General features: G+C 36.8%; 17 protein-coding genes. 7 read left to right on the top strand and 10 right to left on the bottom strand.

From position 1 onward, the window contains the following. Nucleotides 1–7: 7 nt before the first annotated feature. The 3 genes from MUB18_RS10745 to MUB18_RS10735 form a co-directional block, all read right to left on the bottom strand. Entirely contained in the window at nt 8–925 is a 918-nt protein-coding gene (locus MUB18_RS10745) for an Rpn family recombination-promoting nuclease/putative transposase (protein WP_248755905.1), read from the bottom strand. A 258-nt stretch (nt 926–1183) separates the two neighbouring features. Then, nucleotides 1184–1969: a hypothetical protein gene (locus tag MUB18_RS10740; protein ID WP_248755904.1), complete on the bottom strand. Its 786-nt coding sequence runs from the start codon at nt 1967–1969 to the stop codon at nt 1184–1186. Nucleotides 1970–2039: 70 nt separating this feature from the next. Then, nucleotides 2040–2219, bottom strand: a complete 180-nt coding sequence (locus tag MUB18_RS10735) for a hypothetical protein (protein ID WP_248755903.1) — start codon at nt 2217–2219, stop codon at nt 2040–2042. A 157-nt stretch (nt 2220–2376) separates the two neighbouring features. Between MUB18_RS10735 and MUB18_RS10730 the strand changes: the two genes are divergently transcribed. After that, on the top strand, nt 2377–3207 hold the full coding sequence (locus MUB18_RS10730; protein WP_248755902.1) for a hypothetical protein: 831 nt from the start codon (nt 2377–2379) through the stop codon (nt 3205–3207). Between the two features lie 445 nt (nt 3208–3652). On the opposite strand, the gene MUB18_RS10725 is transcribed toward MUB18_RS10730, so the two are convergent. The 5 genes from MUB18_RS10725 to MUB18_RS21980 all read right to left on the bottom strand — a co-directional run bounded on the left by MUB18_RS10725 (nt 3653) and on the right by MUB18_RS21980 (nt 7950). Then, nucleotides 3653–4561, bottom strand: coding sequence for an alpha/beta fold hydrolase (locus tag MUB18_RS10725; protein ID WP_248755901.1), 909 nt, complete (start codon nt 4559–4561; stop codon nt 3653–3655). A gap of 117 nt (nt 4562–4678) precedes the next feature. Next, on the bottom strand, nt 4679–5500 hold the full coding sequence (locus MUB18_RS10720) for an alpha/beta fold hydrolase (protein WP_248755900.1): 822 nt from the start codon (nt 5498–5500) through the stop codon (nt 4679–4681). A gap of 220 nt (nt 5501–5720) precedes the next feature. After that, a complete protein-coding gene (locus MUB18_RS10715) occupies nt 5721–6545 on the bottom strand; it encodes a helix-turn-helix domain-containing protein (RefSeq protein WP_248755899.1) in 825 nt (274 codons plus the stop codon). A gap of 395 nt (nt 6546–6940) precedes the next feature. Continuing rightward, on the bottom strand, nt 6941–7330 hold the full coding sequence (locus MUB18_RS10710) for a cupin domain-containing protein (protein WP_248755898.1): 390 nt from the start codon (nt 7328–7330) through the stop codon (nt 6941–6943). A 506-nt stretch (nt 7331–7836) separates the two neighbouring features. Then, nucleotides 7837–7950, bottom strand: coding sequence for a hypothetical protein (locus tag MUB18_RS21980; protein ID WP_411028119.1), 114 nt, complete (start codon nt 7948–7950; stop codon nt 7837–7839). Between the two features lie 124 nt (nt 7951–8074). Between MUB18_RS21980 and MUB18_RS10705 the strand changes: the two genes are divergently transcribed. After that, nucleotides 8075–8509 carry a GNAT family N-acetyltransferase gene (locus tag MUB18_RS10705; RefSeq protein ID WP_248755897.1) on the top strand — a complete coding sequence of 145 codons (435 nt, stop codon included), beginning with the start codon at nt 8075–8077 and terminating at the stop codon, nt 8507–8509. Between the two features lie 552 nt (nt 8510–9061). Then, a complete protein-coding gene (locus MUB18_RS10700) occupies nt 9062–9256 on the top strand; it encodes a cold-shock protein (RefSeq protein ID WP_094772339.1) in 195 nt (64 codons plus the stop codon). 221 nt (nt 9257–9477) lie between these two features. Here MUB18_RS10700 and MUB18_RS10695 read toward each other — a convergent pair whose 3' ends face one another. Beyond that, the gene (locus MUB18_RS10695; RefSeq protein WP_248755896.1) at nt 9478–10443 is read right to left on the bottom strand and encodes a helix-turn-helix domain-containing protein; all 966 of its coding nucleotides are present in this window, start codon (nt 10441–10443) and stop codon (nt 9478–9480) included. Between the two features lie 354 nt (nt 10444–10797). Here MUB18_RS10695 and MUB18_RS10690 point away from each other — a divergent pair, with 354 nt between their 5' ends. Together MUB18_RS10690 and MUB18_RS10685 are read left to right on the top strand one after the other, a co-directional pair. Further along, entirely contained in the window at nt 10798–11961 is a 1164-nt protein-coding gene (locus MUB18_RS10690; protein WP_248755895.1) for an FAD-dependent oxidoreductase, read from the top strand. Nucleotides 11962–11997: 36 nt separating this feature from the next. Further along, nucleotides 11998–12483 carry a hypothetical protein gene (locus tag MUB18_RS10685; RefSeq protein WP_248755894.1) on the top strand — a complete coding sequence of 162 codons (486 nt, stop codon included), beginning with the start codon at nt 11998–12000 and terminating at the stop codon, nt 12481–12483. A 167-nt stretch (nt 12484–12650) separates the two neighbouring features. Here MUB18_RS10685 and MUB18_RS10680 read toward each other — a convergent pair whose 3' ends face one another. Then, a complete protein-coding gene (locus tag MUB18_RS10680) occupies nt 12651–13697 on the bottom strand; it encodes a hypothetical protein (protein WP_248755893.1) in 1047 nt (348 codons plus the stop codon). Between the two features lie 279 nt (nt 13698–13976). Between MUB18_RS10680 and MUB18_RS10675 the strand changes: the two genes are divergently transcribed. Then, nucleotides 13977–15032: a sensor histidine kinase gene (locus MUB18_RS10675; RefSeq protein WP_248755892.1), complete on the top strand. Its 1056-nt coding sequence runs from the start codon at nt 13977–13979 to the stop codon at nt 15030–15032. Then, nucleotides 15029–15745 (top strand): LytR/AlgR family response regulator transcription factor, encoded by a 717-nt coding sequence (locus tag MUB18_RS10670; protein ID WP_045752879.1) that lies wholly within the window; start codon nt 15029–15031, stop codon nt 15743–15745. The genes MUB18_RS10675 and MUB18_RS10670 overlap by 4 nt, the downstream gene beginning before the upstream one ends. Nucleotides 15746–16164: the final 419 nt, after the last annotated feature.

Below are 16164 nucleotides of genomic sequence, written 5' to 3'. Positions count from 1 at the left end.
AGATCGTTTATTTCAGCTTTTCGATTTCGTCAATACTAAGACCAGTACCTTTTGCAATATCTGCAATAGGTAAACCCATTTTCTTGAACTCTAATGCAGTCTCAATGGCTTTTTTGCGCTCGCCTTCGGCTTTAGCAATTACAACAGCTTTTTTAGCTTCTTGCAATTGATTTTCTAGTCCTTCCAATTGATTTTCTAGTCCTTCTTGGTACATGCGCACTGCTTCGGCATCCCATTTACGTTTTAAACTAATATCATACATAGTTCGTTCCTCCTTTGTCAATTTTGCGTAGCTGGCCAACTGAAAGAAGCGTTGAAATACAGCCGATTTCATGATCCGTGGGAAGGTCTTTAACGTAGACATATTCTTAAGCATATAAAATACTTTATCCAGTTCGTCTTCAACCTCAGCTTCGCTTTTAACAAAGTTAATAATTTCTAAATAGATAAACCCCAAACCCTCGTAAAAAATTTTCCCTGAATCTCTATTACACAGGCAAGTATCATGAAAATATGTACTCCGATCACCTCCTGGCATATGAAAACCATCCATCAGGACAATGGTGTAAACCTCGGGAATGGCATAACCCCAGGCGTTGCGGTTTCCTTTGGGTGCTGTGTCTGAAATAACCTTGCTAGCATAATAGAGCATGCGTTGCTTTAGATTAGTCTGACTGCTGGTCTGCATCTCGATGATGATCTCTTCTCCTGTACTGATCTGGACTACCAAATCAAAGATAACTTTGCCGATCTCTTCGGTTGCACCAATACGCTCGGTATCCCGATAAGTAAGGTCTGTGATGGTCTTTCGACCACGAAAGATAATATTGAGAAAATTAATTAGGTTGATCTTGTCTCCGAATAACCGTTTGAAGCCCTCATCGGTAGTCGGATCAATAAAAACGGGTTGAACGTGATTTTTCATAATTTTAGCATTTGCTGAAATAATTAACTATTGCTAAGCAAACATCAGAAAAACTAAAATTATTAGCCGGTTATTAAACGTTTGTAGTCGTTTGTAAACGTTTGTTGTCGGCTAGCAGTCAAAAAAAAGCATCAACTTGTTAACCTAGTCTTCCTTGCCGGACACAAAAAAAGCCACATCTAGCGACATGGCCTTAACTAAACATATGATTAAACAGTAAATTACTTATAAGAATTGATCGATTTGGATATTTTCCAGTTAATTACGACCATTGGTCATGTTTACTCTATAAAATTCATATTCGTTTCCTTCTTCTTTATATTCGGTCAACAGCCCAAAATAAAGAGTAGAATCGTCTGACCAAAATTCCTGCTCTATTACGCAAAGCCATTTGCCGGTTTTCTTTTCAAAGAAATCATTGAGCTCGGCGATCTTTTTAAATTTACCATTGTTGCTTACCTGGATAAAATGGCTGTAGCATTCCTGCCCTTCGAATATCTTGTTCAATCTGTATTTTCCAGATGGTGATATGGTCACAAAGTTTAGGTTTCCTACCTCATAGGTAGTCTGTCCTGTGGACAGATCAAAGCTTACATCCATGGTGTGGCCGCATTCCAACAGCAAAACGTCCTCGGAAGGAAAGTATGAAACGAAAGCACATTCACTGAGGTCAACCTCATTTTGGACAGAATAACCATTCCTGAAATTAATCTTTTTTATACCCAGGTAATTTCCCTGATCTTCAAATTCTACGATTCCTGCCAATTTTTCCTGAACGATCTTTAAATCTGTAATCTTCTCCAAAGGGATATTTACTTTAGCACGTTGTTTTGCAGAAAGGAATTCTGCGCTACTTATTTTTTCTATTGCCAAGTCAATAGTTTGTGGTCTGGACTTAAGAGGTGCCGGCCCTTCATTTGCGACAGATACTTGCCTTGCTTTGGATGGGACACCACGGTTTGTTGTTCCTTTCTGATCACAGGATAGCACCACTATGGACAGAAAAACAATTACTGATATTTTTTTCAAAAACTTACTTCTCATGTGCATTGAAATTTTAATAGCTGGTTCCTTTTAAATATCCATCGGTTATTTCATGTGCCACCCGCACGTTCTAGCAAGGAAACCACCAGTGCATAAAATATACCTTTCCATTCTTAAAAAATAGTTTGATGTGCCCATCGGAGCTGCCATTTTCATCCTCTTTTAACTGTATGACCCACAGTTTTCCTTCTTTGTCCATGCCCAACCTACCTTTTACGGCTGTCGGAAACAGACGTTGCATATCATCCATGGTAGTGCCTGCATAGTTAGTTTTAAATGTAAAATAACTAGCGTATTTAATTACACAAAAATTACGTTATGGATTTTAAAAAATTGTTTCTTTTTGAACCTTTTTTAAGAATAGATGTTTTATAAAAAACATTTAGAAATTATTTAAACATCTATTTATGAAAAAGAATTTACATGTATTAGTTTTTCTATTCTCACTAATATTGAGCATTTCTAGCCTAATTGCCCAACAGAAAGAAGATATTGTATATCTGTTAGATGGTGGTCAGAAAAAAGGTAAAGTAATTACAATCGGAGATGAAATCGTCAAGTTTAATTATACAGGAGAAGAACTTCAATATGAACTTAAAAAGTCATTAATTGAAAAGATTGTTTTTGGCAATGGAAGAGTAGAATTATTTAAAGAAACGAACACAGCTTCCAATGCAGGCAATACAACTACTGGTCAGATGAACAGCGTGTCAAACGGAAATAAACTTGCTATTGTCCCATTTGAAATTGCGAGCAACGATCAGGGACTGACAACGGATGTCATGAGACGAGAAGTACAACAGGCCTGCGCTGAGGCATTGCGATCAAGATCTCTTTCTTTTCAAATCCAAGATCCTAGAACGACAAACGCTACCCTTGCTAAATCAAATATTAATATTGCCGATATCGCAAATCACACTCCTGAGGAACTTGCCAAACTACTTGGAGTAGACTATATTATCTTAGGAGTTTATGATATTGAGAATAAAGGAACATCCAGTTTCGGTTCAGGATCGGCGACATATAACGATAAGAAGAAAGATGATAAAAGCAAGGGCAGCGTATACCAGTCCAATAATTCCTACACAACTACAATTTATGACACAAAGGTCTTGATGACGATTTACGATGCTAATGGAAGACAGCTATTTTCGGATTCAAGAAAACCATTTATGGGTGGTGTAGATTCTTATAAAGGGGCATTGAAAACATTGGCCAAGCGAATTCCTTTAAAATAGAATGTAAGAATAAGCTAGAAGTCTTTCTATAATATTTTCAGGATGAAATTCAACTAAAAAGCCCACCATTTAAAACAAATGGTGGGCTTTTTATGGGATATGATTGTTAATTACAATTTGTAGAAATGTAGATTAGCTATAAATTTATGTCCATATAGTAATGAAAACTACCAAATACGATAATTGACCGCAGCCGTTACAAACATATTTTGCAGATCATAACTAACTCACTTGAAAGAAACTGGAAATAAGGGTACAAAACCCATCTGTCCGGTCAGGTTCACTTGCCACCTTTCTGTTAGCTCTCGCTCTGCTGCAATTTGTGTTTGTGTGCTACAGGACAAAAATGTCAGTGTTATGAAAAGTAAAAGAATATGGTTCGTTTCAATTGATTTAAGATGAAAAATGAGGTTAGCTTTCTAAACTAACCTCATGCTGGAGTGCTCTATTTTTTGATGAACTTTAATAATTCGCCATTAAATTTATCGAGCTCTTCAATAAACAGTGCATGACCACTTTTTTCGAAAGGAACTAAAGTTGAGTTTTTTAGTAAGGCATTCATTTGTTCTGCAAGTTCATAAGAACAGATTTTATCTAACTTACCATGCAAGATTAAAGCAGGAATTGTTATTTTCTTCAGATCATCACGTAAATCACTATCTCTCAAAGTTTTCAATCCTTCAGCCATTGCATAAGGTGATGCTTGAGCCTGGATGAGTCCCAACCAAGCGCCGTGACCTTCGGATACACTAGTTTCATTGGCTGGAAAAATCTTACCGAAAGTGGCAAATAGTTCAGGACGGTTAGTATTGTTCAAATTGATCAATCCATTAACATCTTCCTTAGTCCATAGACCATAATTAAAGTCTGCTCGTTTTGTCCAGATCGGTGCTGCGGCCCCAAATAATGCCATTTTGGAAACGTGGGCTGCATTGTATTTGGCGACATAGTGAATCACTGTAGCACCACCCATGGAAAATCCACCAATTGTAGCATTTTTAACATTCAACTTGTCTAAAACAACCTTGATATCATCGGCAAATACATCATAATTATATTTCCCGCCCGGTTTATCAGATAATCCGAATCCTCTTAAAGTGATACCAATCACCCGATACCCTTTTTGAATGAAATCGGTATACTGATATTCGTACATGGCGTCACTCAATGGCCATCCATGAATTAAAACGATAGGCTCTCCCTCACCAAGATCGGTTACATGAAGCTTCACATTCCTCTCTACTTCAATATATTCCTCTCTTCCAAAAGATGCCGGTGGTCTTTTAATTTGTGCAAAAATGGCATTTGAAATCAGTGTTGTAAATAATACGATTGCTAAAGTTAAATTTTTCATGATCTTTAAATATTTATTATTATTGTTATTTTTTGATAAGACAAAATTCCTTTTATTCTGTGGGGTCTAACATGGAATGCTTTTGCCTTGAATTGCGCTTTTTGCCCAACATAATTTTTACCCTCTTATAAATGATAAAATATCCTCATTGATTACATCAGCATTAATGGTGGGCATACCATGAGAGAATCCGGGATAAATGATCAGTTTGCTGTTTTTTAAAAGTTCTGCAGCTTTAACGGCAGTGGTTGCATAGGGTACAATTTGATCATCATCTCCATGAAGAACCAAAACGGGTATTTCAACACCTTTGAGATCTTCAGTGAAATCGGTCTCCGAAAAGACTTTGATACAATCATATTGTGCTTTGATACCACCCATCATTCCCTGTCTCCACCAGTTGTCCTGAATACCTTTTTTAATGACAGCACCTCCTCTGTTGTAACCGTAAAAAGGTACTGTAAGATCATGATAAAATTGCTGTCTATTATGACGCGTATTATAGCGGATATCATCAAAAACTGCGAGCGGAACTCCTTCTGGATTATTGACATCAGCAATCATATAAGGCGTAATTGCACTTATTAAAACAACTTTTGATACCCGATCCTTTCCATATTGAGCAGCATATCTTATCGCTTCACCTCCACCTGTTGAATGGCCCACATGGATGGTATTCTTCAGCTCCAGAAAATCTACTAATTCTGCTACGTCGGAAGCATAAGTATCCATGTCATTACCCTGATACGTTTGAGCAGATCTTCCATGACCTCTTCTATCATGGGAGATCACTCTAAATCCTTTCTCTAGGAAGAACATAATCTGAGCATCCCAATCATCTGATGACAATGGCCATCCATGGTGAAAAAATATCGGTTGGCCTACCCCCAAATCCTTGAAATAAATTTCTGTTCCGTCTTTTACTGTAAACTTGTTCATGTCTTTAATATTTAATTGTTATTGTTCTCTTTTGTTATTACAAAGTTGGGGTAATTTAGAAGGTGCATCAATGGATGCTTTTCGCTTTGAATTGCACTTTTTGCCCAAATGAATCTTAATGGAAGAAGAATAGCCTGTTTTTTAGAAATAGGAAGGTGCAAACATGAAAAAAGCACAGCCTTATAGATTGCGCTTTATTGGGAATAAATGAAGTAGCGTATTAAAACTGTTTCCTAAAGTTTGTTGGTGAAATACCTGCATGTTTTGTAAAAAAACGGACAAAATAGGCGTCGTCTTCATAATTCAATGTGTAAGCAATTTCTTTCACATTCATTATGGTATGTGCTAAAAGGCGCTTACTTTCTAGAATTATACGTTTTTTTATAATATCATTTGGAGTTTCTTTACTTACTAAGCTAATTTTTTTACTTAAATTTTTTGGCGTAATACAAAGCAGATCCGCATAGTCGGCGACGGTATGAAGTTTCTTGAAATGTTGTTCAACCAATTTACTGAATTTACGCAAGAATTGGACATCGCCCTGCTGTATATTCTCAGCTAATTGATGCTGTTGCTTCCAGATACGTGTAGATTTTAGAATAATCAGTTTCAACAATGTCCTCAACATTTCTTCCGTACCCGAATCTTCATTTTTCAATTCAGCCTGAATATCGCCGATTATTTTTTGGATCTCAGCAGACTGTTCTTCATTCAGACTTATAAATGGAATTTCAAACACATTATTATAAAGAATACCATCACAGGCAACTTCATGATCATGAATTTCTACGCAATAAAAGTCCTTGTTAAAATGAATTAATTGCCCACCAATGGTTTCACAAGGTTTTAAAATAACATGGGGATTAATGAACAGTAAGGTGTCTGTTTTCATTGCTATCTCCTGAAAATCTACTTGAATGGTCGCATTTTTAGGAATAAACAGAACTTTAATATGTTCGGTGATTTTAGTGAGGGAATCGCTTTGGACGGAGGTTTTACTGAATTCTAAGTTGCCAAATTTTTTGAATGAAAATTCCTTGATCATGATGTGATTTAAAAGATTGCTATGTAGATATCTTTAAAAAAAAATTCTATGTAAAAATAGGGAATAAAATGGCAGTAATGCGTGCAGGATTTCTTTTTATTTGATGACTCATCATATTTACTTAAAATCCAACAATGTCATAAAGGCTAAAATTATCATATAAAAATTGAATAACAAATTATGTTGATGACAGATTAGATAATTTTCATCCATGCTAACCATGGGTCATTCAAAATTACAAAACAAACGAGCTATTCTTCGCTTCAATAAGTTAAGAATGGCTCATTTGTTCTCATATTACTATTTTTTAATACCATTTTCTAAATAATCACCTTACGTTATCAAAATAGGTCGCATTTAACAGTATAGTAGCTTAAAAGATTAACTAAATCAGATTATTTTTTGAATACAAGCAGCGGCTTGTCCTTTTTGACGATGTATGTAGCAAGTTCGGAAGCCCTGAATTTACCGATATTCTTCGCAGAGTGATTTTTTCCTGCCGGCACAAAGAGGACTTCACCTGCTTTCAGGACAACGGGCTTCTCCCCTTCCAACTGATATTCAAATATCCCTTCAAGCACATAAATCACCTCTTCTCCGGGATGCGAATGCATGGCGACAGCTGCACCAGGTTCTAGGTCGATTCTGGCCTGAATGGTTTCATATCCCAAAACCCCAAGATTATGTCGCTGTAGATCTGTACGCTTGATTGGCGATTGTTGCGCCAGTACGTTACTGGATATTAATGCTGTAATCAGTCCGATTGTTAAAAGTAAATTTTTCATGATCTCCAAATTTGTTATTGTTGTTATTTTTAATATTACAAAGATGGGCTGATTTTAAACGCATATCAATGGATTCTTTTCGCTTTGTACTGCACTTCTTGCCTATTTGAATTAATTTATCAAATAACTTCTGATTATTGGTACCGCATCTATATGGGGGACTACACTTATTATTCAACGCGGTATGCGTCTTTCTATTTGTTATTTATAATATGCTTGTTATTGTGATTACAGGATATGGTAGTATTTTGACTTTGCAACTGAGTGAGGGCAATATACCGGTATGGCTTAACATTATCTTTTGGTGCATGTGTGTAAGATTAATTTTCAAAGTATTTTCGGCTGATTTAAAGTACTATGTATCTGAAGAATAATATTCTTTGCGCAAAAACGTTATTTTTAGAAGAATAAAGTCATTAGAAATTTATTTTATTTTCCAGTGTCTTGTGTCGATTTGTTATAATCTTCTTTTGCTTCTCTTACTAATTCATCAACATTTGATACACCTATAGAGTCAAAATGAGAACACTACCTGCTCCAATAATAGAATTATCTCCAATGATAACGCTAGGCAATACGATTACAATTCCACGGAACCAGACATTATTATCTACCCTGATCTATCTGATGGATATCCATATTTTTGCACTACGATCGCTGGATATTCTAAAAAGAGACAGTCTATTCCCATATAACACGTGTTTTATTTTACTTTTTCTTTATACTTACAAATAAAAATAAACTATGACTGGTGATCAGAATTTTAAAATAGAAGTATGTACTCCGGAAAATGCCCAAAGAATTGTAGATGGAATTAATGAATATAATTTTTTAAAGGTGCCTGCCCTATCGGAAAATTGGAAACCGCTTGAATTTATTGTAAAAAATGAGCATGGATTAGAAATTGCCGGAGTATTGGGCGGAATAGATTGTTACTTGGGTCTAGAAATAAATATCCTTTGGGTAAAAGAAGAATATAGAACAAAAGGATTAGGTTCCACATTATTAAAACATATGGAAACAGTCGCAATAGAAAATGGCGCCACCATTGCAGTCTTGGACACATTCGACTTCCAAGCCGAAGAATTTTATCTAAAAAATGGCTATAAAATCATCGGTGAAATAAAAGACTATCCTAAAAACTATAGACGTATTTACTTAACAAAAAAATTGATTTGAGGTATTATTGATCTCAATTGCTATCGGAAATAATCTAATTTTATTATTTATTAGGTTGAGATCATCGCCGCACGTACAAACTTTTTTATGGATCATCAAATCATGGTTTTATAAAGTAGCTACTAAATATTTACCAACCCCTTTCGTTAGATTGCTTTGATTTTGTTGTTAAACATGGATAAAAGCACGATATTGAAATTTAAACTAATTATTGAGTAACAGTTTTAATATTTTACAAAAAATAAAAATTGATTCTTTTTGAAAAAATATTTTGATTATAAATAATTTTAACTTACCTTTGTGATAGAATCAAGCATGATTGCGGCAAGTTAAAAAAAGTAGGTATTTTCTATCTGCCTTTTCTTCACCTATCAATTGCTAATTTTTGTTATTCATAAAAAGTGCGCAGTACTCTTAGAGCTTGACTCCAATCAACCTTCAAATTACACACCTCCTTTTTCTTTCTAGCAGATCGATTAACTTCTGTAAGTCATATTGAATGACTTTACAAAAGTTCAGATTTAAATAATTTTCAATAAAAACAATAATATAATGCAACAAGGAACAGTAAAATTCTTCAACGTTACCAAAGGTTTCGGTTTTATTACACCAGCAAACGGTGGTCAGGACGTATTTGTACATTCAACAGGTTTGATGGATGACATTCGCGAAAACGAAAGTGTTACTTACGAAGTAGAAAACGGTCAAAAAGGTGTTAACGCATTCAATGTGCGCGTAGCAAGATAAAAGAATTCGAGAATTGTTCTAATTCTCGGTATTTTTGATGTAGTAATTAGCTAAATGCTAATTAACTACATTTTTTTTGCATTTAAACCTCCCGTCCAAAATCATTTCATGATCGACGACTGGCTGTAAAAAAAGACTTCGAATCTAGGGAAAATCTTCCATTAGATGAATCGTGTCAATAACCTTTTGATCTGACCCTGGTATTCAACATAAGTAATCCTTCAAATAACTTCATGACCTAACTTACTATACTTTTTGGGCTTAACTCCAATTACCGCTTCAAAAACTTTAGTGAAATGACCCAAATTGGAAAAACCAAGCTGATATCCCACTTCCGAAACAGACAGCCGTTTTTCTCTCAGCAAGCGGGCAGCTTCCTGCATTCTGAAATTTTGGAAATACTGAAAGATGCTCTTACCGAATACCTGGTGAAATAATCTTTTTAATTTAGTTTCGCTCATACCGCTAAATTTTGATAGTTCGGCAATGGAAGGCGCTTCTGCAAGGTTATCGAGTAAACGTTCTTTAACTTGATACAACATCTTGATATCGGCAATATTCAAAGCGTGCACTTTTTTCTCATCCCTGCTGACAAGCGAAATCAGTAATTGACAAATGAGTTCCTGCGCTTTTAGCTTATAGTAAAAATCCTGAAGCAGTATCGGCACCTTACTGGTCACGATATCATCGACAACCTCCAGCAGCGGAATACATACCAACTCCTCAAACAATAAGGGATGCTTATTTTCCAAAATGGTGTTTACTAAAGGATGATCTATGCGCACTCCTATCAATTCTCGTAGGTAGCTGGCATCAATACTCAATGAGATCGAATTTTGAATGGTATTTTTTGGGATGAAAAGTTCCACATTTAATCCTTGGGTCGTAATTTGAACCGAAGGTTGGAATTTGGCTCCTGCTTGCGATAGAGGGGAATTGATGATATGTTGAAAGTTAAATAGGAGCATATGAGTCGGCTGATTGCTCCGGCTAATAGCAAAGTCTTGATGGAGCTGATAGTTCAATATCATCATCCGCAATCGCTCATCAAAACTATAGCCCTGTATAAAGCCTCCTCCAACCTCTTCGGGCACTTCTACCCTTCCATTTTCGATGGTGCTACCTACTTTTTGGGCAAAAGCGGCGAGCATTCCTAATCCATCTTTTGATTTAATTTCAATTTTCATGATACCACTTACGAGTATTTCTGGACTAAAATAAGCTATTTTACCTCATTATACAACAATATTTTTGCAGTGCAACAGTTCTCCAACAGCATTGGTGCGGCAGCTATTAACTCGGTATTTGCTACTGCACGATGATCAGGATCAATTAATTTTCCAGTTAAGCGTAGTTGATTTGTGATTGCTATTATACTGTCTCTGACATGGGTCGTTTGCTACCTAAAAAGACTGAAATGCCGAAAATAAGCTTAGGTCATTTGACTGTCTAAAAAGCCGTTTACGACTATTTTTAAGTCCTATTCAATTATTATATTCGGTACAGACTAGATAATTTTGTATTATCAAAATGAAAAAATAATGTCATTGAAAAATAAAATAATAGCCGTTATTGGAGGTGGTCCTGGAGGACTGACCCTTGCCAGATTGTTACAGATGAAGGGGTATAAGGTAAAAGTGTATGAAAGGGATAAAGACCAATATGTACGTCAGCAAGGTGCCACCTTGGACTTACATGAAGAATCGGGACTGAAGGCCTTGATTGCCGCTGATTTGTTAAATGAATTTAAAAAACACTATCGTCCCCATGCCGATAAACTGCGTTTAACCGACCACAATGCGGTGATACATGTTGACGATCATACGAGTGGAGCTCCGCTAGAGAAAAGCGGTGCTTCTTTCCGACCAGAAATTGACAGGGGACCATTCCGCGATCTGCTTATTGCTGCTCTTGAAAAAGATACCATGGTCTGGAATTCGAAATTTGTATCGATGCAGCCCCTCAATAATGGGTGGAATATCTGCTTCGATAATGGCAGTGCAGTGTACGCTGATCTGGTCATTGCTGCAGATGGCGCAAATTCAAAACTTAGAAAATACCTCACCAATATTGATCCAATTTATTCAGGCTTAACCATTGTAGAGGGAAATATTTACCATGCAGCAACCCATGCGCCGGAACTCTGGAAACTGGTTAAAGGAGGAAAAATATTTGCGCTGGGAATGGAAAAAAGCATTATTCTAAGTGCAAAAGGCGATGGATCACTATCCTTTTACACCGGAACTAAGGAAAGAGAAGACTGGGTAAAAACTTCGGGTATCAACTTTGAAAACAAGCAGGAAATATACGATTGGTTTAAAGAGCGTTTTGCCGATTGGGGGAGTGAATGGCATGAACTATTTGAAAGTGATGACAGTTATTTTGTCCCACGTCCGCAATATCACTTTCCTCCCGAGCAGCAATGGGAAAGTTTGTCGAACCTAACGATGTTGGGTGATGCAGCACATCGTATGCCTCCCTACGCTGGTGAAGGGGTAAATATGGCTATGTTGGATGCACTGGAACTCGTAGAACAACTTACAGCACCAGATGTCAGCGCTATCAAAACGGCTATTTCAAAATATGAAAGGGCAATGTGCCAGCGTGCTGCCGAAATCACTGAGGTGACGTTGCAATCTATGGAAAATATGCACGCTAAAGATGGCCTGAAATTTTTGGTAGATATGTTTCGCCTGACCCACTGATCAAAACTCCATCACAATTTCATCCAATTTTAAAAAATGAAGATTAAAATTTTTGTACTGCATATGGCTATTGTGATCAGCAGCGGATTACTGTTTGTAAACCTGTATCATTCTTTCGTTGATGCGCCCAATTGGGGTCACCAGCTTCCGCAATCTATTGATGTTGCCAGAAACTATTTTGCTTTTAAAAGTCCGGCTGATTTTTTCAAATTCCATGCGCCATTGGTGCACATCGTCGGTATCAACTGCGTTATTCGATTTTGGAAAACCGACAAGAAAATACGTTCGTATCATGTGACCGCATTACTCGCAATCCTATTGAACGACTTACTTACCTTCGTATTTTTCTTTCCTCTTAATGAGGTACTTTTTGGTGAAACACAAGATATAACACTGATCCAGAGAACCTTCCATCAATGGAGTATACTCAATTGGTTTCGGTCATTTGTTTTAGCCGTAATTCCGGTAATGTATAGTCTATCGCTGAATAGGTATTTGAAAATGCTTTTGAAGGGAATATAGCCGGACGACTAGAATGTATCCCTCTACACAAAGCACCTTATCGCAATCCTCCAGCTCAACGGTCACGATGCTGTGCCGAAATAGCAAGCAGATGGCTGCGCGGATATAAATAGCTGAGCTCTATTTTCTCTATCTGTACTGAAAATTTTTACGTTTCGCATTTTAAATTATTTAATATATGATTTGGCTAACATTTTTTTTGCAAACGGATTGAAGGAAATTCCTAGATTAAAATAAGCGGTGGGCTTCGCAGCAATTGCTAACCACTCTTCACTAAACGTTTTCTCTTTTTCAAACAACCGGCTTATCGCTATCCATTTTGCTCCTGTTCGGGCGGTCAATATAAGATAATTCCCAATCAGGTGTTCATATATCACGCCATTATCAAGTTCAATCTGTCTGTATTCATATCTCTGCGAACGCATCTGCTCATGCATATTGTCGAGATAAAAACCGTTTCGGTCAAGTTCTGTTCCCAGCGAAATTCTGCCCCGCCCCAAAACCTGCTTTCGAACAAGCAACTGCTTGGGCATCATCAAATCGATCATTATTCCGTTAGTCAATCTACGTTCATACGTAATCATTGGCAGCAAAGGTAGTTTCGTACTCGGATCCACATTTACCAAGATGCCAGTCATTAATTTCGTTCGCTTATCCGCTTTAAGTACCATAGTACCCATAGCTAATCCTTTTAGTCTTTCAAAATGTTTCGCGCTTCCGTCAACAACGAGACTGGTATTTAAAACGAAAGGTTTATTGAATATTTTGGAAATATAGGTGAAGTTGAGCGCCGTAGAATGGTACGTAAAATCATCTTCCACGGTTTTCATAAGCCCGCTAGATGGTATTGTAAAGTTATTTTCAGCAGTGATATACCGATATGAAAAAGTTGCTCCTAGTATCAACTTCTTCTTTGCTAAAAAATACAAATTGGCATTGGCTTTTATCTGATGATAGGTAGAAACCTGGTTATCGGGAAGGCTGATACCATCTCTTTTCGCTGTATATCTGTAAGGAGCAAGTTGACTGAATTCGACATGGAAAGGCCGAACCATAGCGAATTGTCGAGAGGCATAAGCCAAAGCATTACGCCTCATGTTGGTCGTGTCCTGAAGTTTTTGCTTTTGCGATAGTGTATCCGCTGTCTGTGATTTACCTTTTGAGGACAAAAAACACAGCACAGCCAGTAATATCATTTTTTTTATTATTTCCATATACTCAAGGTGATTTTGAAATGGAGGATAGTTTCAATCTTATCACTCCAAAACTCATTTTTGACGATCATCTTCTACAAAGAAACTAATAAGGTAGAGAGGGACTTTTTTAATTATACCAAGCCTGCCAGAAATTATACAAAAAACTCCTGCACACAATTTTCGTATAAAAACGAGGTTATTTTGTATAATAATAGATGTATAGCGCAAGGTTTGAGCGTATATTTGTTATACAAACACAATAATCCATCATGTTTTGATATGAATAGTAAGCCTAAAATGAAGGTCATAAAAGTAAGCCACTTTATGGTGGAAAACCGATACAGGTTGGCAAGACATCTGTGTCTATTGACAGGCGTTTTGATATTGCTGGCATTTTCCTATTGGATAAGAGATATTCCAAGTCCACATAAATATTATAATCTTGCCACTGTGTACGTAAGTATGATGATGATGAGCTATGCCAATATTTATATACTTGTACCTCGGCTATTTTTTAGGGAACATTATATTGGATATTTCTTCCTGTTGTTTTTATTGGTATTTGTTTTTTTGCTTTCAATCTCCTGGCTGCTTCGGCAAATTCCATCCGACCTAGCTTTCGAAAAGTCAACAGATACTTATCGTACGGGATTTTATGACGCACTGATGTCTTTAATCCCTATTATCCTCGTTACCACGATGATTAAGCTTTTTCAGCGATGGACGTTGGACAATGCGGAAATCAATGAGTTAAAAGATAATTCTGTCGCCATCGAGATGGATATACTCCGAAATCAGATATCGCCGCATTTCCTTTTTAATATGCTCAATGGGATCAAAGCCACGATGCGTACCGACACTCAAAAGGCCGAGAGTATGATCTTCAAATTATCCGATTTTTTACGCTACCAGTTGTACGAAAACACGGCTGATAAAACCTTTTTCAAGTCAGAATTGAATTTTCTTACCAATTTGATCGAACTCGAAAAAACCAGACGTGAAAATTTTACGACCTCCATTACTACAGATATCCCTCAAGAGGAAATCAATAGCCTGTTAATACCGCCCAATTTATTTACTATTTTTGTAGAAAATGCGGTGAAACATAGTGTATCTATCGGGCTGGAAGAGTCCTATGTCAACATTCACTTTGAAAAACGAGACAACAGGCTATGCGTCACTTGTGCCAATTCAAAAGATCCTGTATACAGCCATAGAATAAACAAAAAGCCAGGGGGCATCGGACTAGCGAACATACGCCGGCGGCTGGAACTCCTCTACGGAGATGACTGCCGACTTCAAACCATCGCCGATGAATATACTCATACCGTCAAACTAAGTATACCCTTATGAATTATATAGTCATAGAAGACGAGCCTTTGGCAAGAGCTGAAATGGAAACCTTGATACTGGAGGTGTCCGACCTGGAGCTATCGGGTAGCTTCTCCAATGTGCCTGCAGCACAATTATACCTGAAAGACCATAAAGTTGATCTGATATTTTTGGATATCGAAATGCCACTGATATCAGGGATAGAATTTGCAGAAAACCTGCCTAAGGAAACACTGGTGATTTTCACCACCTCTTATCCGCAATATGCTTTAAAAAGCTACGAATTGGATGCGATTGATTATTTGTTGAAGCCGATTATAAAGACCAGATTAGCTAAGGCCATAGAGAAGGCAAAATTATACCATCAACTACTCGCAAACGATCAACAAAAAAACGTAATAGCATCTAGCACTTCCGAATTTATATTGATCAAAGCGGATAGAAAATTCCATAAGGTCATGTATGCCGATATTAAATTTATTGAAGGGCTAAAGGATTACGTCGTGTTACATACCACATGTCAGAAACTGATCACTGCAATGAACCTAAAGACCATCCATCTAAAAATTCCCGAAAGCATTTTCCACCGAGTGGGTAAATCTTATGTGGTCAACGTGAATCATATCGCCTCTTTCGATCATCACACTATCTATCTGGGAGAAGATGAAATTCCACTGGGTGAAGTATATAAAGAATCTTTTTTTGAAAGATTTGGGGTTAATCTTAGGAATTGATCTCTATGTTACACGCCCTTAAAAAATTGTTTTTATTGTCCAGTTTATTGAGCCGATTTATTGTAATTTGCTTTTCTTACTAATTCATCAACATTTGATAAGTCAATAAAGTCAAAATGAACATTATAATCCCTTATTATTCGTTGCAATATTTGACATCATCCCATATTGGAGTCAATATCATGGAAATTAGCACTCATTATAATTTGCTAAAGCTACAGCTATTATTTTAGGGAAATCGAATTAATCCAATACTATTGGTAGATTTCCAACTACTTAAAGGTATTGTTCTGCAGGTGAATGCTGGAGTCGGTACTGCATTTGCTCGTGGAACTGCGAAGCAATCATGAATGCCATTCAAGTTAAACTTATCATATGTTAAAGAACGGGAATATTCCCTTCTTCACGAAGGAATCTGA

This window comes from Sphingobacterium sp. PCS056 (genome assembly GCF_023273895.1).
Classification (GTDB): domain Bacteria; phylum Bacteroidota; class Bacteroidia; order Sphingobacteriales; family Sphingobacteriaceae; genus Sphingobacterium.
The sequence above is the reverse complement of the archived record's forward strand: the minus strand, read 5'-3'. Positions and strand labels throughout refer to the sequence as shown.

What these genes read in the sequence shown, in the direction of transcription:
- MUB18_RS10710 (WP_248755898.1), bottom strand. Translation starts at nt 7,330, where the DNA reads ATGAAAAATTTACTTTTAACAATCGGACTGATTACAGCATTAATATCC.
- MUB18_RS10720 (WP_248755900.1), bottom strand. Translation starts at nt 5,500, where the DNA reads ATGAACAAGTTTACAGTAAAAGACGGAACAGAAATTTATTTCAAGGAT.
- MUB18_RS10700 (WP_094772339.1), top strand. Translation starts at nt 9,062, where the DNA reads ATGCAACAAGGAACAGTAAAATTCTTCAACGTTACCAAAGGTTTCGGT.
- MUB18_RS10680 (WP_248755893.1), bottom strand. Translation starts at nt 13,697, where the DNA reads ATGGAAATAATAAAAAAAATGATATTACTGGCTGTGCTGTGTTTTTTG.
- MUB18_RS10715 (WP_248755899.1), bottom strand. Translation starts at nt 6,545, where the DNA reads ATGATCAAGGAATTTTCATTCAAAAAATTTGGCAACTTAGAATTCAGT.
- MUB18_RS10705 (WP_248755897.1), top strand. Translation starts at nt 8,075, where the DNA reads ATGACTGGTGATCAGAATTTTAAAATAGAAGTATGTACTCCGGAAAAT.
- MUB18_RS10690 (WP_248755895.1), top strand. Translation starts at nt 10,798, where the DNA reads ATGTCATTGAAAAATAAAATAATAGCCGTTATTGGAGGTGGTCCTGGA.
- MUB18_RS10725 (WP_248755901.1), bottom strand. Translation starts at nt 4,561, where the DNA reads ATGAAAAATTTAACTTTAGCAATCGTATTATTTACAACACTGATTTCA.
- MUB18_RS10685 (WP_248755894.1), top strand. Translation starts at nt 11,998, where the DNA reads ATGAAGATTAAAATTTTTGTACTGCATATGGCTATTGTGATCAGCAGC.
- MUB18_RS10670 (WP_045752879.1), top strand. Translation starts at nt 15,029, where the DNA reads ATGAATTATATAGTCATAGAAGACGAGCCTTTGGCAAGAGCTGAAATG.
- MUB18_RS10735 (WP_248755903.1), bottom strand. Translation starts at nt 2,219, where the DNA reads ATGGATGATATGCAACGTCTGTTTCCGACAGCCGTAAAAGGTAGGTTG.
- MUB18_RS10695 (WP_248755896.1), bottom strand. Translation starts at nt 10,443, where the DNA reads ATGAAAATTGAAATTAAATCAAAAGATGGATTAGGAATGCTCGCCGCT.
- MUB18_RS10730 (WP_248755902.1), top strand. Translation starts at nt 2,377, where the DNA reads ATGAAAAAGAATTTACATGTATTAGTTTTTCTATTCTCACTAATATTG.
- MUB18_RS10740 (WP_248755904.1), bottom strand. Translation starts at nt 1,969, where the DNA reads ATGAGAAGTAAGTTTTTGAAAAAAATATCAGTAATTGTTTTTCTGTCC.
- MUB18_RS10675 (WP_248755892.1), top strand. Translation starts at nt 13,977, where the DNA reads ATGAAGGTCATAAAAGTAAGCCACTTTATGGTGGAAAACCGATACAGG.
- MUB18_RS10745 (WP_248755905.1), bottom strand. Translation starts at nt 925, where the DNA reads ATGAAAAATCACGTTCAACCCGTTTTTATTGATCCGACTACCGATGAG.